The organism is Mogibacterium kristiansenii (assembly GCF_009695905.1).
GTDB lineage: Bacteria > Bacillota > Clostridia > Peptostreptococcales > Anaerovoracaceae > Mogibacterium_A > Mogibacterium_A kristiansenii.
Genome location: NZ_VUNA01000012.1, coordinates 23,947 through 42,714 on the forward strand (window position 1 = coordinate 23,947; position 18,768 = coordinate 42,714).

Below are 18,768 nucleotides of genomic sequence, written 5' to 3' on the forward strand. Positions count from 1 at the left end.
GCGGAGAAGGCGCGTTTTTCTAAGCAACCATATAAGTAAGTAAAATTATTCCCGATTCGCCATGGCCAACGCCATGGTGAGCAGTTCACCTGCCGCATCGAATTTGGATTGAATCGGCAGTTCCCGTACCAGATCCTTGGTGATTACCGTAATCACGTTGGTGTCGGTGCCGAATCCGGCCCCTTCCGTCCGCAGGCTGTTGGCGGCAATCATATCCAGTCCTTTTCGTTCTAATTTCCCCCGGGAATTTTCGATGAGATTCTCCGTTTCCATGGAGAACCCGCAGAGGATTTGGTCTGCCCGGCGAATTCCGGCAACGTCCTTTAGAATATCCTTGGTTCGGGTAAGGGGAATGGACACGTCCTCGTCCTTCTTCTTGACCTTCTGATCGTATGTCACTGCCGGAGTGTAATCCGCAACGGCGGCAGCTTTAAATACGAAGTCAGCTTTCGGCACCTGTTCCAGAACCGCGTCATGCATCTCCTCGGCGTCGGTAACCGGAATGAATTCTGCGTGTGCCGGCGGCTGAAGAGCAGTAGGACCGGAAATCAAGGTGACTTCCGCGCCGCGGAACGAAGCGGCCCGTGCCAGCGCGTATCCCATCTTTCCGGTGGAGTGGTTGGTGATGTATCGCACCGGGTCGATGGATTCCTGCGTTGGACCGGCGGTAACCAGAACCCGTTTCCCGGCAAAATCCTTGTCGCAGGCCAGGAGGTACAGAATTTCTTCCAGCAGCACCTCCGGTTCCGGCATTTTTCCCGGACCGGAATCGCCGCAGGCCAGGTGGCCGTTGGCCGGATTCATAATGTGGAATCCGTATTTCCGGAGAATCGCCATATTATCCTGAGTAATCGGATTTTCATACATGGCAGTGTTCATGGCCGGCGCCACCAGCTTCGGACACTTCGCTGCCAGAAGAACGGTGGTGAGCATATCGTCGGCCAGACCGTGGGCCGCCTTTGCCATGAAGTCGGCGGTGGCCGGAGCCACGCAGATCAAATCTGCGGCTTTCGCCAAAGAGATGTGTTCCACATCGTATTTGAAATTTCGGTCAAAGGTGTCCACCGAAACCCGGTTGTTGGTCAGGGTTTCAAAGGTGAGGGGTGCGATGAACCGAGTGGCGTTCTTGGTCATGATGACGTGCACATCGGCGTGCTGTTTCTTCAAAGCGCTGGCCAGCATGGCACTCTTATATGCTGCGATGCCACCGGTAATGCCCAGCAGCACGGTTTTTCCCTGTAGCATAGTGAATTTCCTTTCAGTAATCGATTCGGCAGAGGGTTGCATCCCGAACTGCCGGAACATGTTGAAATATAAACCTTTTTTTACAAATATATTATAACCATCGGGGGAGCGGGGTGCAATGATTGATAGGGAATGGACAAATTGACGGGGTGAAAGCGCTTCCTTCACGAAAAATCGAAAGAAAAGGGCAAAAAACCCGAAAAATAAAGCAAAAATCCCTTGCGCACAGGGTTTCATGCTGATATAATTATAAAGCTATTTGGGTAATGGACTAAGCCGTGCCCGGATGGACATTCACAGAAAGAGGAGAGACAACATGAAGGAAGGAATCCATCCTGATTATAAGGAATGTAAAGTTACTTGCGCATGTGGTAATACATTTATGACACTGTCCAACAACTCCGAGATGAGAGTGGACGTTTGCTCTGAGTGTCATCCGTTCTTCACCGGTCAGCAGAAGTTTGCAAACCGTGGCGGACGTATCGAAAAGTTCAAGAACAAGTACAACCTTTAGGGAACGAACGAGTAAGGGGGATGCTGTGGGAGAGACTGCAGCATCCCTTTTTCGTATGACTGTATTTTATACGGATGTGGGATGTGATATAATGGCAAAGAGCGTGATTTTCTTGTAACGACAGCAGATGACGCGCCGGAAGACCGGAAGAAATGTTATCGTTTTTTTACATATATAATATAGAGGAAAAAGATTATGTTTGACAAATTGGATTTTACCGTAGACAAGTACGAGGAGCTGGCAAAAAAAGTTTCCGACCCGGATATCATTTCCGACCAGCCGACATGGCAGAAGTACATGAAGGAAATGGGCGAAATGGAGCCGATTGTGAAGGAATACAAGCACTACAAGGATATGAAGCAGGAGCTGGAGGATTCCAAGGAAATCTTCGAGATGGAAGACGATGAGGAACTCCGGGAGATGGCTCGGGAAGAAATCAAGGAACTGGAAGCGGGCATCGAGAAATCCCAGGAGGAGCTGAAGATTCTGCTGTTGCCAAAGGACCCGAACGATGAGAAGAACGTTATTCTGGAAGTTCGTGCCGGCACCGGCGGAGACGAGGCGGCGCTGTTCGGCGGCGACCTGATGAGAATGTACCTGCGCTATGCAGAGAGAAGAAGATGGAAGACGGAAATCATCGACTTGAACGATACCGGAATCGGCGGTGTGAAGGAAGCGGTTATCATGATCAAGGGTAAGGGCGCGTACTCCCGTCTGAAGTTCGAGAGCGGCGTGCACCGGGTACAGCGTGTGCCGGAGACGGAGTCCAGCGGACGGATTCACACTTCTGCCGCATCCATCGCGGTGCTGCCGGAAGTAGATGACGTGGAAGTGAAGATTGACCCGAACGACGTCCGGGTGGATGTGTACCGCGCTTCCGGTAACGGCGGACAGTGCGTTAACACCACGGACTCAGCGGTTCGTCTGACCCATATTCCGACCGGACTGGTGGTAACCTGCCAGGATGAGAAATCCCAGATTAAGAATAAGGACAAAGCTTTCAAGGTATTGAAGGCCCGTCTGTACGACCTGATGCTCCAGGAGCAGAACGACAAGATTTCGGCAGAGCGCCGGAGCCAGGTGGGAAGCGGAGACCGTTCCGAGCGAATCCGGACGTACAACTTCCCGCAGGGTCGTGTAACCGATCACAGAATTAACGTGACAATCTACAAATTGGAAAACTTCCTGGATGGAGATTTGGACGAAATTATCGACGCTCTGATCACCCATGACCAGGCAGAGAAGATGAAGAGCTTCTAATGGATACCGAAAGACTTGAGATTACAGAAAAAAATATCGATCATGCCGGCGAGATCATCCGGCGAGGCGGACTGGTAGCGTTTCCCACAGAGACGGTGTACGGCCTGGGGGCCAATGCGCTGGATGCGGATGCGGTTCGGTCGGTGTACGAAGCCAAAGGCCGTCCCAGCGATAATCCCATGATCGTTCACATTGCGGAGATGGGACAGCTGGCGGATATGGCGTCGGAAATTCCGGCAGTGGCGGTGCCGCTGATTCAGGCTTACTGGCCGGGACCGATTACCTTTATCATGAAAAAGGCCGAGGGCGTGCCGATGGTGACTACCGGAGGATTGGATACCGTGGGAATTCGCATGCCCCTCAGTGAGGCGGCCAGAGATTTGATTCGGGCGGCAGAAAGACCGATTGCGGCGCCCAGCGCCAATCGGTCCGGCAGACCCAGCCCGACCCGATACGAAGATGTGCTGGAGGATATGGACAGCCGGATCGATGCGGTTCTTCTGGGAGAAGACTGCGAGGTGGGCATTGAATCCACGGTGCTGGACCTTACCGGGGAAGTGCCGATGATTCTGCGGCCGGGATATATCACGAAGGAAATGCTGGAGTTTACTTTGGGAAGCGAAGTGAAATACGACCCGGCGCTGTTCGTGGATCCGATGCATCGCAGCGAGGGGGAAGAGTTCCACCCGAAGGCACCGGGAATGAAGTATCGTCACTATGCGCCGAAGGCGGAAGTGAAGATTATCGAAGGCGACGATGACGCTGCGGTGGAGCGGGAAATCGAAGAGCAGCTGCGACTGTGCAAATACGCTCGGCAGAAGGCGGTGGCGCTGAATTACGGCCGGGACAGTAAGGCCGCGGCGAAGGATTTTTTTGCCCGTCTGAGAGAATTGGATCGGGAAGATGTAGACGTGATTCTAGTTCGGGCCCTTCCGGAAGAAGAACTGGGGTTCTCGGTGATGAACCGGATGCTCAAGTCGGCAGGGTACGACGTGATACATGTGTAGGAGGTGGAAGAAATGATTATTGCGATTGGATGCGACCACGCGGGTTATCCCCTGAAGGAAGCGGTCAAGGAGAAGTTGATTGCGGAAGGTCACGAAGTGCTGGATGTGGGCACGAATTCTACGGAATCGGTGGATTACCCGATTTACGGAAAAGCCGTCGGAGAAGCGGTGGCTTCCGGTAAGGCGGAGCGGGGAGTTGCAATCTGCGGGTCCGGTATTGGAATTTCCATCGCCTGCAACAAGGTGAAGGGCATTCGCTGTGCGCTGTGCACTTCCGTGGAGATGGCGGAGATGTGCCGGAGACACAACAATGCCAACGTAATTGCCATGGGCGCTCGGATGATTTCTCAGGAGCTGGCTTTTGAAATGATCGATACATGGATGAAGACGGAATTTGAGGGCGGAAAACACCTGCGCCGAATCAATATGCTGGAAGAGATTTAATCGGAGGAAAGTAATGGCAAGAGAAGGAAAGGTTTATGTATTCGATCATCCGCTGATTCAGCACAAGGTTTCGCTGATGAGAAAAACATCCACGACTGTAAAGGAATTCCGGGAGCTGGCAACCGAGGTGGCGATGCTGATGGGTTTTGAGGCAACTCGGGATCTGGCGCTGGAGGATGTGGAAATCGAAACCCCGATGTGCACCACACAGGTGAAGATGTTGAAGGGAGAAGATATCGCCATCGTTCCGATTTTGCGGGCCGGACTGGGGTTCGTGGATGGAATGCTGGCACTGGTGCCGAACGCAAAGGTCGGTCATGTGGGGCTGTACCGGGATCCGGAAACCCACAAGCCGGTGGAATATTACTGTAAGCTGCCGGTGGATATTGAGAAGAGGGAGTGTTTCGTGGTGGATCCGATGCTGGCAACCGGCGGAAGCGCGATTGCAGCCATCGACTTCATCAAGAAGAGAGGCGCTACCAATATCAAGTTCATGTGTCTGATTGCGGCACCGGAGGGAATTGAGGCGCTCCACACCGCACATCCGGATGTGGACATCTACATTGCGGCAAAGGATGAATGCCTGAACGAAAACGCTTACATCCTTCCGGGCTTGGGCGATGCGGGAGACCGCCTGTACGGAACGAAGTAGGGAATAAAAAATATAGAGGACGATGATTTTCTCGGGACTGTCGGACGGGGGCGGTACGGGGAAATTAAAATAAAATTCAATATGTGATGATTGGTTATTTGAAATGTAGAGGGAAGCACGCATTTTACTTTTAACTAATAATAGGGAACCCAGAGCATCGGCGGATGCCCCGGGTTTTCTGTTGCACGATTTCATGAATTGGAGGAGAACATGAAAGGGTACATCACAGACAAGACGAAACTTCGCAGAAGGGTATTTGAAGAGGTGGCAAGGCTGGCCTACGAAGGAGGCGGCCCGGAGCAGCTGGACGACCTGCCGTACAAGATTATTTCCGGAGAGAACGAGCCTTTCCGGGACAGCATTTTCCTGGAGAGAGCCATCATCGGCGAACGCCTTCGGGTGGCGATGGGGATGTCGCTCCGGAAAATCAACGAGCATGCTAACACATCAAAGGGCGTGGATGAGAGCATGATTGCCGAGAAATACTATGAACCGCCGCTCATCGATATCATTCGGTTCGCCTGCAACTGCTGTCCGGATGGCGTGACGGTGACCAACGGATGTCAGGGATGCCTGGAACATCCGTGCAAGGAGGTCTGCCCGAAGGATGCCATCACCATTCAGAAGGACGGACGGTCCGTCATCGATTCGGACAAGTGCATCAAGTGCGGCCGCTGCGTTCAGGTGTGCCCGTTCAACGCCATCGTAAAGCAGGAGCGCCCTTGTGAGAAAGCCTGTGGAATCAACGCCATCCACAAGGATGAGTACGGTCATGCGGAAATTGACCAGGAAAAGTGCGTTTCCTGCGGCATGTGCCTGAACTCCTGTCCGTTTGCCGCTATCGTGGATAAGGGTCAGATCTATCAAACCATCAAAGCAATGCAAGACGATGCACCGGTTATCGCTATGGTGGCACCGTCCATCGCCGGACAGTTCGGAAAAGAACTGACCGACACCAAGATGAAAGAAGCTTTCGGCAAGCTGGGATTTGCGGATGTCGTGGAAGTTGCCGTAGGTGCGGATCTGTGTACCATCCAGGAAGCGGAGCATTTCATGCACGACGTGCCGGAAAACCTGCCGTTCATGGGCACCAGCTGCTGCCCGGCGTGGTCCATTATGGCAAAGAAGCAGTTCCCGGAATTTGCCGGAAACATTTCCATGGCGTTGACGCCGATGGTACTGAGTGCCCGCCTGGCGAAAAAGCTACATCCGGAGTGCAAGGTGGCATTCATCGGACCGTGCCTGTCAAAGAAACAGGAAGCCAGCCGCCGGAGCGTGAAGAGCTACGTGGATTTCGTATTGACCTATGAAGAGGTTGCAGGAATGTTCGCCGCGAAAGGAGTGGACTTCGGCGCAATACCGGAAGGAGAGGAGCTCCGCCGCGCCAGCAGCGATGGCTACGGTTTCGCCCGCAGCGGCGGCGTAGCGGAAGCGGTGAAGAAGCGTCTGGAAGAAGTGGATCCGGATCGAGAAGTTCTGATCGAGCGCGCCGAGGGCTTGGACAACTGCCGTAAAATGCTGATGCGGGCAAAAGCCGGAAAGCTGAACGGATATCTGCTGGAAGGAATGGCCTGCCCGGGAGGTTGTATCGGCGGGGCCGGAACCCTACTGGCGCTGAACCGCGCGGATTATCAGCTGGGTGTGTCCGAGAAGGAAGCCGGCGTTCTTCGCTGCTCCGAAAGTCGATATGCGGATATGCTTCCGGGATTGGAGCATTTGGGCGAAGAGGTGGCTCGTATTGAAGAAGAAGTTCGGACGCAGGGAGACGACTAATCGGAAACGTTCGGGTAAAAACAATTGTGTTTTTACCCGAAAACTTCCGAAAAATATGTTGACATCATACAAATGCGGTGATATATTGTAATAAATCACAACACAAAGAGGATGGAACAATGACTACATTTCTTAGAAACAGATCTCACAAGCAGGCCTACTATTACCTCTTCTCCTAACTGAAGAGGTGATTTTGTTGCGATGTGGGTTCAGAAATCCGGAAATGAAGTATTCAGGCTTCGCGGCAAAATGCTGCGGAGCCTTTTATTTTGCCCCGGGAATGTGATAGAATAATGTCATCGTTTCGAAGGATAATTTTATTATGATAGATTGAGAAGGAGAGAGAAAATGTTTCAGATTCCAGACAATGTGAGCAAGTACGATAACGTGTTCGACGTACTTCAGGAAAGAGGATTGATTGAACAGTGTACCAATCCGGAGGCACTGAGAGACCTGCTGGGCCGGGAGAAGATTAAGTTCTACATCGGTTTCGATCCGACTGCGGATTGCTTGCATGTGGGACACTTCATCCAGATTATTATCATGCTGTACATGCAGAAATACGGCCATACTCCGGTTATTCTGCTGGGCGGCGGTACCGGTGAAGTGGGCGACCCTTCCGGTCGAAGCGACATGCGTCAGGTGATGACCATTGATACCATCGACGATAACTGCAGAGCGTTCAAGAAGCTGTTCGAAAGATTCTTCGAGTTTGACGATGAGTGGAAATACGAGGGCAACGGCGGCGTATACGTTCCGGGACATCAGAACAGAGAGCCGCTGGAAGGAAAGGCTGTCAGCGTGAACAATGCGGAATGGATTCGGAAAGCGAAGTACACCGAGTTCGCCAGAGAAATCGGTACGCAGTTCAACGTAAACACCATGCTGAGAGCGGAGTGCTTCAAGAGCAGAATGGATCGGAACGAGGGTCTGTCCTTCTTCGAGTTCTGCTACATGACACTGCAGGCATACGACTTCATGGTTATGGCAAGAGACTTTGACCTGAAGGCACAGTTCGGCGGAAACGACCAGTGGTCCAACATCATCGCCGGCGTGAATCTGACCCGCAAGGCGTGTGACAAGGAAGTGTATGGTATGACCTTCGGACTGCTGACCAACAGTGAAGGCAAGAAGATGGGCAAGACCGCAAAGGGTGCACTTTGGCTGGATGAGAACAGAGTATCTCCGTACGAGTTCTTCCAGTACTGGAGAAATGTGAACGATGCGGACGTGAACAAGTGCCTGAGAATGCTGACCTTCCTGCCGATGGAAGAGGTGAACAGACTGTCCGCACTGGAAGGCTCCGAAATCAATAAGGCGAAGGAAATCCTGGGCTACGAGGTTACCAAGCTGGTTCACGGCGAGAAGGCTGCGCAGGAAGCGCTGGAAGCATCCCGCAAGGTATTTACTAGCGGAAACGCTGCTGCGGCAGAGAACATTCCGAGCGTAGAGATGGAGCGTTCCGTATTTGAGGGCGAAGGCATCGGCCTGGCTGCTCTGGCAAAGGAATTGAAGCTGGTGGGCAGTAACAGTGAAGCATTCCGCATGATTGAGCAGGGCGGATTCCGAATCAACGACGAGAAGGTTGTGGACAGAAAGCACCAGGTAACGCTGGAGGACTTCAAGGATGACAAGATCATCATCCAGAAGGGCAAGAAGAAGTTCATCGCAGTGGTGTTGAAGTAATTGAAGAGATTTGCGTGTAGCGAAAGCCGCCCGGCAGGGGTCGAACCTGTCGGGCGGCTTTTGTGGTGTGGCGGATTGAGCAACGAGTGGGTGACTCCAATTAATATGGAGTATATATCCGAGCATGCTATTATACTTTGAAATGTGAAGTTGGTGTGAAGTGTTATGCAGAACCGCCTTTTAGGATGGAATCTGCACAACATCTTCTGGATGAAATAAGGAAATTGTGTGAAAAGTTGTGCAGATGAGGGGGATACAAAGACTTCTGCACAACTTAACGTCCTAAGTTGTGGATGCATGGCCGGAAAACCGGAGACGAGGCGAATTTGCTTTTGGCAGAATTAGAAATTCGGAAGAGATGTTGTGCCAAACCGATCGATAAACCCCGAAATGCACAACACTTCACACCAACTTCATAAACATTGAAAATTAGTGACCTGAAAAAGCCTTGATATACTACCTAAAAGATTACTCAGTGCAATCGAACAGATTAAGGGGGACGGCATGCACAAAGAAATTAAAATGACTAGAAGAGCAACTTGTTTAGTAATTATTCTTATGGTAGGATTAATTATAATTTCTGTTCCAAATGTAGCCTTTGCAAAGAGAAGCAAGGTGGTTTATCAGGGGAAATCCTTTTATAAGTGGGCTAAAGGATATTCCGGCGGTATTGATAAAAATGGTATAAGTATGCCAACCGGTGGTGCGGTATGGTGGACAGATAAGGGCGGACCAAAGGTATCTTTTTCTTTTGGTGCGGGTTATGGGTACGGAAGTGTTGGCCTGGGAATCTCTTCGTCGAAAGGAACTCGAGGTCAATCAGTGAAAATTCCAGCGACAAAACACTTTTATAAAGTGTACGTAAAAAAGCAGGTAAAATATCGAAAATACAAAGTGTACGTATGGCGATATGATCCGAGAGTGAAAAGAGAGCGATGGGTATATTCCAGTAAAGGAGTTAAAAACCTTGGCGTTACCGCACGTCAGTATTATGCGAAGAGAGTATGCCCTAATGGTGCGCACCATTGCAAAAAAGGAAAGTAGTGAGGAAGCAAAATGACAAGTGGAAGACGCAAGAAAATCGTGATTGCCGGTGTGGTTCTGCTTTGCGTGGCGGGACTGTTTGCAGTTGCACAGATTTATGCTTCGTACACAGACCGAAACGAAAGGGCGATATATACCGGAACGTATGTGTTAGGGGAACAGGTAAGCGATGACTGCCTTTATGTTGCAGTGGGAGAACCCACTTCGGAGAAGAAGCGTCCTGTTGTAATATATCGACAGAATGATGAAAAAAACGTGCGGGAAGGATTTGGAAAAATAAAAGATAATAAACTTGTCGTTGCGGTAGCGGAATTGACAATAGAAGGAACGGGGGAACAAGTTACAATCCATTACGGTGGAGAGAATTATCCCGGTAAAAAAATTGACGATGTTCCGAATATTGTCAATAACGAAAAAGCAGCGGCTATGTTCGACAAGCACTACAAATAGAATGAAGAATAAAAACTCGGCAGGCGTCCGGCTTGCCGAGTTTTTTGTCCCATAATTTATTATCCTTCGATTCCGTTCCGGGCATCTAGCTCCTCCGGATCCGGCAAAGACTGCATGGCTTCCAGCACGGTCTGGAAAAGATCGGTCAGTTCCCAGCCCAGCATCTCCGCACCCTTTTGGATGACTTCCCGGTCGCAGCCGGCGGCAAATCGCTTGTCTTTGAATTTCTTTTTCACCGACTTCACGTCCATGTCCTTGCAGCTGTGGGACGGGCGAAGAATGATGGCGGCGCCGATTAGTCCGGTGAGTTCGTCGGCGGCAAAAAGAAATTTCTCCATTTCACACTCCGGCCGGACGTCGCAGCAGAGGCCGTAACCGTGGCTGCAGATGGCGTGGACCATTTCCTCCGGCGCCTGGATTTCCGCCAGAAGCTCCGGGGCTTTGGTGCAGTGTTCCTCCGGCCACTGCTCGAAATCCACGTCGTGAAGCAGTCCGCAGATTCCCCAGAAATCCGGATCCTCGCCGATTTTCTCCGCGTAATATCTCATGACGCCTTCCACGGTCACTGCGTGATGCTGATGAAAGGGCTCCTTGTTGTACTTCGTCAGAAGTCCCCATGCGGTCTCTCTTGTAATTGTGTTCATCTCTAATCCTCCCTTGATGGTTTGATTTCCGGCAGCTGTAAATAGAGTCGCTGCGGAACCCAAGTCAATTATAGCACAAGTCTTGGAATTTTGGGAAGAAAACGGGGGCTGCCGTCGGCAGCCCCCGTTTTCCGTGTAATGTAAAGGGAGTTATTATGTGTAAAGTGATGTAAATGGGTCTATATTATTCTATGCCAGCGTCTGCCCCAGGTTCCGGCAAGCGGTCTTCGCTTCGTCGTCCGGTTCCTCGTTGGCCATCACGCTGTCGCAGGCCAGAATCGCACCGGCATTCCCAGCGCTCTCTTCCCAGGTGCGCATCCATTCGCCGTCGCCCCATCCATAGGAACCGAACAGCGCAATCTTCACTCCGCTGAGGCTGCCTTCGCACTCGTTCCACATCGGCTCGAATTCCGCTTCCTCCAGCACTTCCGCACCCATTGCCGGGCAGCCGAAGGCGATGGCATCATAGGCACTGATTTTGGAAGAATCGAAATCCGACGGCGTCAGCACGTCCGCTTCCGCACCGGCAGCCTTTGCGCCGGCAGCGACTTCCTGTGCCATGATTTCTGTATTACCGGTTCCGCTCCAGTATACTACTGCGATTTTGCTCATTTTTTCTACCTCTTTTCTTTGTAAAAATAAACTACATATATGTTAAGCAGCTACCGTGAGCTGCAAAACACTTCGGCCTTGCTCCCAGAGGCGGAGATACACGTCACGGCATTTCCGAAACTGGGCAAACTTCTTGCGGCAGGCGCATTCGTCGCAATACACCTTCCAGCAGCCGACGCATTTGAAGTTACGACCGCTGTTGGCGATGAATCCCCGAACATCTCCCAGGGGGTAATCGAGAAAAATCCCGATTTCGTGGGGAAAATCACGGTTCGCTGAAATGCGGTCCCGAAGTCGGGCCAGCGCGGCGGAAAGGTGAATATCGTCATATCCGTAGGAATGAAGGAACTCCGCCACTTCCGGACTGTTCAGCCGGGACGCCAGCTGTTTTTCTCGGTATACGTATATCAACGCACGATTTCCCTGAAAGCGCAAGAGGAACAGCCGGACGCCCTTGATTTTCAATTGAATATTCCAGAATCGAATCTGGTCTTCCAAAACTATTACAGAAGTTAAAGAACTCTAACCACAATGAAATAATACAAGACGGCGATTGTAATGTCAAGAAAAATATAAAAAAAGATTGCACCCCGGCCGGGATGCAATCCGATGCTTCGCGATATTTTATTTTTACCTTACAGATAATCGGCAATCACCTGCGGCACTTTCTCCGGTTCCTTGGCCTTCAGAATTTCCTTTTGCTCTTCCCACTCCTCTTTGAGAATCGCCCGCATCTGCAGGTCGAAGTAGTCATTTCCCTGGCGACCCGCATTCTTCATAATGCCCTCCTTCCGGAAACCGATGCTGTCGTAAAGGTGCTCGCTTACCATGTCGTCCAGGAAGTGATCGATGGCCACCCGGTGCAGATCCATCTCGGAAAAAGCGTACTCCAGCACCGCACGGGTGGATTCGCTGCCGTAGCCCTTGCCCCGGTAGCAAGCGTCTCCGATGTAGATGATCTTCAAATTCATGGAGTTGTTAATCGGGTCGATATCGTTGATGCCGATTCGACCGATGGGTTTGCGATTTTCCTTCAGCATGATGGTGAGCCATTTCCGAGAAGGGTCGTGCGTCACGTCGTGGAAATCGTCCGTCAGGGTATCCAGATTTCGCTTGTGGTCCAGGCAGAAATGCTCAATAACATCGTCCCGGGATTCCCATTCGGCGAAAGTATCCAGGTCTGCAAAAGATGCGTTTCGTACAATTAGGTGCTCAGTTTCAACCATTGCCTCGTAATCTCCTTCTCCATAAAAACAGTTTGCGCCGCGCCGGACGTCTCCGGGGGTGCGAATTTTCTTTTTACCGTATACGAATTATAGCAAAAAATTATACGGAATTCCACACCGTGGAAAGAGTTTTATACCGTACAACCCTTGAAAATGAAAGGGTATGAGTGTAAAATTATTTGGTTAATATTTTTTGGGGAGAAAAAATGAAAGCAAAGTTACAGAGATTTTTTGAAATTTCCGGATTTGAAGGGAAGGGAAAGGTCCTTCTCGTCCGGAAGATTATTTTGACACTGATTATCATCTGCGGAATGGGAATGGTGCTCATGAATGCCGGCACCTTTAACCGCAACTACGTGCTGGAGCGGCTGGAGACCCATTCCTACGAGCCGGTGCAGATTGCCGGCGATCGGGAGGCCACGCAGACCTTCGTGGCTCAGAAGGCCCATCTTTGGAAGGCCGGGGTGCGGCTGTACACTTTGGACAAAACCGTTCTGAAGGGAAAGGTGAAGGCGGAAATTCGGGACAAGGACGGCAAGGTGCTGTCTGCCATAGAGGTGCCGTGCAACGAAATTCACCTGACCAAGTACGATGATTTTACGGAATTTGAATTCAACACGGATCTGAAAAAAGGGCAGGAATACGTGCTGGCGGTGCGCACCGAGGGCAGCCCGAAATCGGACAACCTGGGCGTCTACATGGGCAAGATGGCCGATGAACAGAAGGACTACCTGAAGGGCAGCACCGTTTACGGCAAAAATACATCCGGACAGGATCTCCGCGTCCGGTGGGTCTATCAGTTCTTGCCGGTGGTGAGCGTGGCATTTATGGTCATCATGCTTCTGATGGCCTTGATTTTCACATGGCTGCCGATGGACTGGATTGATGCGCGGTGGAAGCGGAAGAAATTCTTCCCGCAAGCCGGCCTGAACCGAATCTTCGGATGGCTGTTCATGGCGGCAACGCCGTTCTTCTGCCACATCATCATGATGCGGTACTACGACATGGGACTGGGTGCCATCATCCATCAGGCGACCCGGGTGCCGCTGGTAGTTCTTCTGAACCTGCTGATTTACATCCTGGTGGCGTGGATTTTCTATGTGATTACCAACCGGACCACCGTGGCAGCGTCTCTGACCGTGCTGGTGGCATCGGTCTGCGCGCTGGGAAACTACTACGTGTTCAAGTTCCGGGGAACCCCGATCATGTTCCAGGACATCTATTCCCTGGGCACAGCGACGGAGGTGGCGGGGAACTATTCCTTTGAATTGGATCTGCGGATTGTCTATTCCCTGATATTCACCATCGTCTTCGTGACCGCAGCGCTAAGCCTGCGCATGGAGAAGGGTTTTCCTTGGAAGAAGCGTCTGGTGGGCCTGCTGGCCTGCGCCGTGGCATTGGGCGGGTTCTATCACATCCTGTTCAACACCGACTTCCTGAAGAACCACGATATCCAGGTCAAGACCTGGCATCCGCAGGGATATTATAAGCGGAGAGGCACTGCCCTGTCCTTTATCATTACCTGGACCTACAACACCATCGAGAAACCGGAAGGATATTCCGTGAGTGCGGTGGAGAAGGTTGCGGCCAAGTATCCGTCGGATTCGGAGAAAAAGAACACAATCGGGAAGAAGTCTCCGAACGTGCTGGTGGTGATGAATGAATCCTTGGCAGATCTGAACGTGGACGGCAAGATCAAAACCTCTTCGGATTACATGCCGTATATCCACAGCCTGAAGAAAAACACCATCAAGGGACATTGCCACATGTCCATTTTCGGCGCCAACACGGCCAACTCGGAATTCGAGTTCCTGACGGGAACTTCCATGGCCTTCCTGCCGCCGCGAAGCGTGGCTTACAATTCCCTGGTGCACACGGAATTGGCCAACTTTACCACCACGCTGAAGCAGCAGAACTACGGATACAACAAGGCGGTGCATCCGTATTACGGAAGAGGCTGGAACCGGGAAGTGGTCTATCCGCTGCTGGGATTTGACGACTTCATCTCCATGGAGGACATTCCGGAAAGCAAGTTGGACTTCATCCGGGCGAAATACATGTCCGACGAAGGGGACTTTAAGCTGCTGAAAGAATACTACGAGGGATATCGGGCAAAGAATCAGAGCAACCCGTTCTATCTCTTCAACGTCACCATGCAGAACCACGGCGGGTTCGATGCGGCGAAGCAGGGAGACATCGATCGTCCGGTTAAAATCACCGATTCCAAGCTGAAGGACGATCAGGCGGAGCTGTTCCTGAACCTGATGAAGAAATCCGACGATGCCTTCAAGGATCTGACGGAATACTTCGAGAACGTGGACGAACCGACAGTTATCGTCATGTTCGGAGATCACCAGCCGGCCCTGGAAGATTCCTTCTGGAATGCCATGTACAACGGAAAGTCCGTGGACAACATCTCTAAGGAACAGCAGGTCAACCGGTATGTCACCCCGTTCATCATCTGGGCGAATTACGATATCGGCTCGGAAGACAATGTGGACATCAGCGCCAACATGCTGGGCGCCTACACCTTGGACAAAATGGGCGTTCAGATGACGGGTTACCAGAAGTATCTGGTGGATATGCATAAGACGGTGAAGTTCGTTGCCGGAGAATTCTACATGGGTGACGATAACAAGCTGCACCGCTTGACGGAGGAATCCAAGTATTCCAAGAAAATCAACGAGTATCAGAAGCTGCAGTACAACCTGCTGGCGGATACCGGCCACACGGTGGACAGCTTCTTTAACCTGAAAAAAAACGGTAAATAGACATGGAAAGAAAACTGTATCTAATCCGGCACGGAAACACGGAGGGGACGGAACGGAAGCTGTTCTACGGAAGCACGGACCTCCCCATTACCCAATCCGGCCGGCAGGAGGTGGAGGCGATGCGGCGGCGCGGGTTGTATCCGGAGGGCGAGGCCGCTGCGCTGTACACCTCCGGGATGCTCCGCACGGAGCAGACCTTTGAGGCCATCTACGGGGAAAGGCCTCACGGCCGGATTCCGGATCTTCGAGAGATTGAAATCGGAATTTTCGAAATGAAGACCTTCGACGAGGTGCTGGCCACTCCTTTGGGAAGCCGCTGGCTTAAGGGGGAGATGCCGGAATTTGATTTTCCGGGCGGAGACTCCTACGAAGTCTTTTTTCGCCGGGTCAACCGGGGCCTGGAAACCCTTCTCAAAGAGGACAATCCGCGGGTTATCGCGGTCCTTCACGGAGCGGTGATTTCCGCAATCATGGAAATCCTGTTCTCCGGCGAGAAGAAAAATATCTTCGACTGGACCCCGAGCCCGGGCTGTGGATATGAGATTCACATCAAAAACGGCATGGCCACAGAACATCTGGAAATTGCGGCAGAGCACAAGGCGTAACGAGAAGCGCCTCCGGCTCTGCCGTTTTTTTATTCCCAGGTATCAAAAGGCGCCTGCCGAGCGCCCGAGTTGGCGCCTCACTCCCGGCAAAGCCTTATGCCACCGTTTCGAGGCGCCAACTTTTTGTCCCAGAGCCAGCCGATGGACCGCCCGAGTTGGCGCCTCACTCCCGGCAAAGCCTTGAGCCACCGTTTCGAGGCGCCAACATTTTGCCCCAGAGCCGGCCGATGGACCGCCCGAGTTGGCGCCTCATCCCCGGCAAAGCCTTATGCCACCGTTTCGAGGCGCCAACTTTTTGCCCCGGAGCCGGCCGATGGACCGCCCGAGTTGGCGCCTCACTCCCGGCAAAGCCTTGAGCTACCGTTTCGAGGCGCCAACATTTTGCCCCAGAGCCCGCCGGCCGTCCGCCCGAGTTGGCGCCTCATCCCCGGTAAAGCCTTATGCCACCGTTCCGAGGCGCCAACTTTTTGTCCCAGAGCCCGCCGGTGGATCGTCCGAGTTGGCGCCTCACCCTCCGGCAAAGCCTTGAACTACCGTCATGAGGCGACAACACGATTACCTTCCCTCTGGCTGAACCTGAGAAAAATGCTTTCCTCTTGTGAATCCTGCAGATGTATGAATGGTCCCATATGCTTGGAATTACAGACGTGTATAAAAAAGTAAACGAATTCCAAGATGTGTTTAAATATTATTAACACATCTTAACACTAATTTAACATAAGTTGTTTAGAATGAAAGAAACGGTGGTTATTTGCAGTGTTAAAAGAGGAGGTTCGTATGAATTCAACCGTTAAAAAAGTATCTATTTGTAATGTTCTATGTTTACTAGTTCTTACTCTATGTATGTTAACAGTGGGGGCTTTTGCGGAAGATGATTCTGGTGAGAAAACTAGTGTTTTAGAAGCAAGAAATTGTCTGAATTCATACATTCAGAACAATTATCCGGAAATTGAAATCGATAGTAAGGAATATATCGATTTCTTATCAGATCAGTTGGTCTTTGATAAAGATATAAATTTACTTAATCAGGACAACTATCAGGAAATGATGGCATATGCATCGTTGTATGTAATCAATCCGGATTCTTATGCTAATAAAAAGGCACGAAATAAGATTGAAGGAAAAGAAATCTGGTCGACATATGCCTTGGTTGATGAGCAGGAGAAAGCGGCATCAGATGAACTATCAGATACTCTTGCAACAAAACAGAGTTTTTCGTCCTCAAAAGCAATTTCGTATGCAAAGAAGCATGCGCGCAATCCAAATACGCCTGCATATCCTGCATACGGCTCAGATTGCACTAACTTTGTCTCTCAGTGCATTAAGGCTGGAGGGAAATCATTCACATATGCTCCATCATACAAGACAAAACCAGACAAATATGGGACTACAAAATATTGGTATTCCTACCATTACACGTCATCAAACCCATATCATCGTTATAAGCAAAGCACGGCATTTATGAGAGTAAGTGATTTTTATACATACTGGAAGAATAAGGGTGCGAACATAATATCGTGTAAAAACCGGACAACATTGCAAGATAAAGCAAAGCTGGGAGATGTTGTTCAATTAGCAAAAAAGAATTCTAGTGGAAAAACAGTATATTATCATACTATAATAATAACAGGTGGAAAGAAAGGTGATTGGAAATATTCTGCTAGATCAAACAGCGCGGTGGATGCGTCTATATCAAAGATTGCATCTACTAATACATTTCGAATCATAAGAATCAAATAGGAGGTTTCTATGAAAGATAAGACGTTTGTGTTTCCGTTGCTTGTAGTACTACTCTCTCCTTTTGTGTGGTACACGAATCAATCCGGTGTTGACGGAATCCGCGGGACGCACTTTTTGCTTAACCCGTTTGTGTTTTTAACATTGGGCATAGTAATTGCGGGATGTATTTTATTGCGAAACAGACTGGTATTTCTGGTTGGAAATTTATTGTTCATTCCGGCAGTGTTTTTATATGTATATACTCAAGGAAAAGAATTTGAAGGAAGTGCATATTCGGTGAAGGATATCGTGTCCGGATTAACTCTATGGGGCGGTGCGGTTATCGCAATAGCCGTGGCAGGGTGTGCATTTTCAATTGTTCAAATGGCAAGAAAAAGGGAGAATTAAGTTCGAGATATGAAATCAAGCAATTTGGTTCTTTTGATTGAATTTGATGCAGTTATCGCAACAGCCATAAAGAGTTTTCTTATGGAATACGGATATGAAGTAACGGTTGCAAGCGACGCTGCATCTGCGATAAGATTGCTGCAGATTAAGGGCATTGATTTGATTCTGTGTGATTTACATAGTTTGGAAAATGCGAAATTGAAAATTGCGAAGCATATCAGTGATGCTGATATGCTTCGCAGCGTAGTTTTGATGTTGAGAAATAGCGAGGACGTGAATATGTGCAATCAACTCAGCATGAATGTTGTCAAATATCTTACGATTCCGTTTATGCCCAATGATTTGCTGGAAACTGTGAGAGCGTGCTTTTGTGCGGTTCCTAATGGAAACGTTATTTCTGTTGGAAATATGACGTTTAACAGAAGAAAATATCAGCTGCAAACGGCAGTCGGCTCTGTTGAGATTACCAAAAATGAGGCAGTAATTCTTCAAAATTTGATAGATCACATGGGCGCCGTTGTTCACAGAGAAGTTTTGCATGCACAGATAGATACCTATGGATTTTGCAATTCCAATCGCACCGTTGACGTTCACGTTTCTGCACTCAGAAAAAAGTTAAATCGTATTGATTCCAACCTAGAAATATTGACCAAAAGAGGTGTTGGATACATTTTGCGAATAGAATTAACGTGAAATGATTCATTCCTA

General features: G+C 50.2%; 19 protein-coding genes. 14 read left to right on the forward strand and 5 right to left on the reverse strand.

From position 1 onward, the window contains the following. Window positions 1-45: 45 nt before the first annotated feature. The gene (gene coaBC / locus FYJ65_RS06770) at window positions 46-1,245 is read right to left on the reverse strand and encodes a bifunctional phosphopantothenoylcysteine decarboxylase/phosphopantothenate--cysteine ligase CoaBC (protein WP_154554588.1); all 1,200 of its coding nucleotides are present in this window, start codon (window positions 1,243-1,245) and stop codon (window positions 46-48) included. 316 nt (window positions 1,246-1,561) lie between these two features. On the opposite strand from coaBC, the gene rpmE reads away from it, so the two are divergent. From rpmE to FYJ65_RS06815, 9 genes are all read left to right on the forward strand, one after another. After that, on the forward strand, window positions 1,562-1,759 hold the full coding sequence (gene rpmE / locus FYJ65_RS06775) for a 50S ribosomal protein L31 (protein ID WP_154554589.1): 198 nt from the start codon (window positions 1,562-1,564) through the stop codon (window positions 1,757-1,759). 195 nt (window positions 1,760-1,954) lie between these two features. Next, the gene (gene prfA / locus FYJ65_RS06780; RefSeq protein WP_154554590.1) at window positions 1,955-3,019 is read left to right on the forward strand and encodes a peptide chain release factor 1; all 1,065 of its coding nucleotides are present in this window, start codon (window positions 1,955-1,957) and stop codon (window positions 3,017-3,019) included. Next, on the forward strand, window positions 3,019-4,026 hold the full coding sequence (locus FYJ65_RS06785; RefSeq protein ID WP_154554591.1) for an L-threonylcarbamoyladenylate synthase: 1,008 nt from the start codon (window positions 3,019-3,021) through the stop codon (window positions 4,024-4,026). Before prfA ends, FYJ65_RS06785 begins: the two co-directional genes overlap by 1 nt. Window positions 4,027-4,038: 12 nt before the next feature. Beyond that, window positions 4,039-4,470 carry a ribose 5-phosphate isomerase B gene (gene rpiB, locus FYJ65_RS06790; protein WP_154554592.1) on the forward strand — a complete coding sequence of 144 codons (432 nt, stop codon included), beginning with the start codon at window positions 4,039-4,041 and terminating at the stop codon, window positions 4,468-4,470. Window positions 4,471-4,483: 13 nt separating this feature from the next. After that, complete coding sequence (gene upp, locus FYJ65_RS06795; RefSeq protein ID WP_154554593.1) at window positions 4,484-5,122, forward strand: uracil phosphoribosyltransferase; 639 nt, start codon at window positions 4,484-4,486, stop codon at window positions 5,120-5,122. A 210-nt stretch (window positions 5,123-5,332) separates the two neighbouring features. Next, window positions 5,333-6,895 (forward strand): 4Fe-4S dicluster domain-containing protein, encoded by a 1,563-nt coding sequence (locus tag FYJ65_RS06800; RefSeq protein ID WP_154554594.1) that lies wholly within the window; start codon window positions 5,333-5,335, stop codon window positions 6,893-6,895. Between the two features lie 348 nt (window positions 6,896-7,243). Next, window positions 7,244-8,581, forward strand: a complete 1,338-nt coding sequence (gene tyrS / locus FYJ65_RS06805) for a tyrosine--tRNA ligase (RefSeq protein WP_154554595.1) — start codon at window positions 7,244-7,246, stop codon at window positions 8,579-8,581. A gap of 504 nt (window positions 8,582-9,085) precedes the next feature. Further along, on the forward strand, window positions 9,086-9,625 hold the full coding sequence (locus tag FYJ65_RS06810; RefSeq protein WP_154554596.1) for a hypothetical protein: 540 nt from the start codon (window positions 9,086-9,088) through the stop codon (window positions 9,623-9,625). A gap of 12 nt (window positions 9,626-9,637) precedes the next feature. Further along, a complete protein-coding gene (locus FYJ65_RS06815) occupies window positions 9,638-10,075 on the forward strand; it encodes a hypothetical protein (RefSeq protein ID WP_154554597.1) in 438 nt (145 codons plus the stop codon). A gap of 59 nt (window positions 10,076-10,134) precedes the next feature. Here the strand turns inward: FYJ65_RS06815 and FYJ65_RS06820 are convergent, their stop codons facing one another. The 4 genes from FYJ65_RS06820 to FYJ65_RS06835 all read right to left on the reverse strand — a co-directional run bounded on the left by FYJ65_RS06820 (window position 10,135) and on the right by FYJ65_RS06835 (window position 12,557). Next, window positions 10,135-10,719 (reverse strand): HDIG domain-containing metalloprotein, encoded by a 585-nt coding sequence (locus FYJ65_RS06820; RefSeq protein ID WP_154554598.1) that lies wholly within the window; start codon window positions 10,717-10,719, stop codon window positions 10,135-10,137. Window positions 10,720-10,908: 189 nt separating this feature from the next. Next, complete coding sequence (locus FYJ65_RS06825) at window positions 10,909-11,331, reverse strand: flavodoxin (protein ID WP_154554599.1); 423 nt, start codon at window positions 11,329-11,331, stop codon at window positions 10,909-10,911. A 42-nt stretch (window positions 11,332-11,373) separates the two neighbouring features. Then, window positions 11,374-11,829 carry a DUF3793 family protein gene (locus tag FYJ65_RS06830; protein ID WP_154554600.1) on the reverse strand — a complete coding sequence of 152 codons (456 nt, stop codon included), beginning with the start codon at window positions 11,827-11,829 and terminating at the stop codon, window positions 11,374-11,376. 137 nt (window positions 11,830-11,966) lie between these two features. Beyond that, window positions 11,967-12,557 carry a GNAT family N-acetyltransferase gene (locus FYJ65_RS06835; RefSeq protein WP_154554601.1) on the reverse strand — a complete coding sequence of 197 codons (591 nt, stop codon included), beginning with the start codon at window positions 12,555-12,557 and terminating at the stop codon, window positions 11,967-11,969. Window positions 12,558-12,763: 206 nt separating this feature from the next. On the opposite strand from FYJ65_RS06835, the gene FYJ65_RS06840 reads away from it, so the two are divergent. From FYJ65_RS06840 to FYJ65_RS06860, 5 genes are all read left to right on the forward strand, one after another. After that, entirely contained in the window at window positions 12,764-15,328 is a 2,565-nt protein-coding gene (locus tag FYJ65_RS06840; protein WP_154554602.1) for an LTA synthase family protein, read from the forward strand. A gap of 2 nt (window positions 15,329-15,330) precedes the next feature. Beyond that, window positions 15,331-15,933 (forward strand): histidine phosphatase family protein, encoded by a 603-nt coding sequence (locus FYJ65_RS06845; protein WP_154554603.1) that lies wholly within the window; start codon window positions 15,331-15,333, stop codon window positions 15,931-15,933. A 777-nt stretch (window positions 15,934-16,710) separates the two neighbouring features. Continuing rightward, complete coding sequence (locus FYJ65_RS06850) at window positions 16,711-17,673, forward strand: amidase domain-containing protein (RefSeq protein ID WP_154554604.1); 963 nt, start codon at window positions 16,711-16,713, stop codon at window positions 17,671-17,673. A gap of 9 nt (window positions 17,674-17,682) precedes the next feature. Then, window positions 17,683-18,060 (forward strand): hypothetical protein, encoded by a 378-nt coding sequence (locus tag FYJ65_RS06855; protein WP_154554605.1) that lies wholly within the window; start codon window positions 17,683-17,685, stop codon window positions 18,058-18,060. 9 nt (window positions 18,061-18,069) lie between these two features. After that, on the forward strand, window positions 18,070-18,753 hold the full coding sequence (locus tag FYJ65_RS06860) for a response regulator transcription factor (protein WP_154554606.1): 684 nt from the start codon (window positions 18,070-18,072) through the stop codon (window positions 18,751-18,753). Window positions 18,754-18,768 lie beyond the last annotated feature (15 nt).

Bases quoted from the DNA above. Each gene is read 5' to 3' on its own strand.
- coaBC (WP_154554588.1), bottom strand. From the start codon at position 1,245: ATGCTACAGGGAAAAACCGTGCTGCTGGGCATTACCGGTGGCATCGCA.
- rpmE (WP_154554589.1), top strand. From the start codon at position 1,562: ATGAAGGAAGGAATCCATCCTGATTATAAGGAATGTAAAGTTACTTGC.
- prfA (WP_154554590.1), top strand. From the start codon at position 1,955: ATGTTTGACAAATTGGATTTTACCGTAGACAAGTACGAGGAGCTGGCA.
- FYJ65_RS06785 (WP_154554591.1), top strand. From the start codon at position 3,019: ATGGATACCGAAAGACTTGAGATTACAGAAAAAAATATCGATCATGCC.
- rpiB (WP_154554592.1), top strand. From the start codon at position 4,039: ATGATTATTGCGATTGGATGCGACCACGCGGGTTATCCCCTGAAGGAA.
- upp (WP_154554593.1), top strand. From the start codon at position 4,484: ATGGCAAGAGAAGGAAAGGTTTATGTATTCGATCATCCGCTGATTCAG.
- FYJ65_RS06800 (WP_154554594.1), top strand. From the start codon at position 5,333: ATGAAAGGGTACATCACAGACAAGACGAAACTTCGCAGAAGGGTATTT.
- tyrS (WP_154554595.1), top strand. From the start codon at position 7,244: ATGTTTCAGATTCCAGACAATGTGAGCAAGTACGATAACGTGTTCGAC.
- FYJ65_RS06810 (WP_154554596.1), top strand. From the start codon at position 9,086: ATGCACAAAGAAATTAAAATGACTAGAAGAGCAACTTGTTTAGTAATT.
- FYJ65_RS06815 (WP_154554597.1), top strand. From the start codon at position 9,638: ATGACAAGTGGAAGACGCAAGAAAATCGTGATTGCCGGTGTGGTTCTG.
- FYJ65_RS06820 (WP_154554598.1), bottom strand. From the start codon at position 10,719: ATGAACACAATTACAAGAGAGACCGCATGGGGACTTCTGACGAAGTAC.
- FYJ65_RS06825 (WP_154554599.1), bottom strand. From the start codon at position 11,331: ATGAGCAAAATCGCAGTAGTATACTGGAGCGGAACCGGTAATACAGAA.
- FYJ65_RS06835 (WP_154554601.1), bottom strand. From the start codon at position 12,557: ATGGTTGAAACTGAGCACCTAATTGTACGAAACGCATCTTTTGCAGAC.
- FYJ65_RS06840 (WP_154554602.1), top strand. From the start codon at position 12,764: ATGAAAGCAAAGTTACAGAGATTTTTTGAAATTTCCGGATTTGAAGGG.
- FYJ65_RS06845 (WP_154554603.1), top strand. From the start codon at position 15,331: ATGGAAAGAAAACTGTATCTAATCCGGCACGGAAACACGGAGGGGACG.
- FYJ65_RS06850 (WP_154554604.1), top strand. From the start codon at position 16,711: ATGAATTCAACCGTTAAAAAAGTATCTATTTGTAATGTTCTATGTTTA.
- FYJ65_RS06855 (WP_154554605.1), top strand. From the start codon at position 17,683: ATGAAAGATAAGACGTTTGTGTTTCCGTTGCTTGTAGTACTACTCTCT.
- FYJ65_RS06860 (WP_154554606.1), top strand. From the start codon at position 18,070: ATGAAATCAAGCAATTTGGTTCTTTTGATTGAATTTGATGCAGTTATC.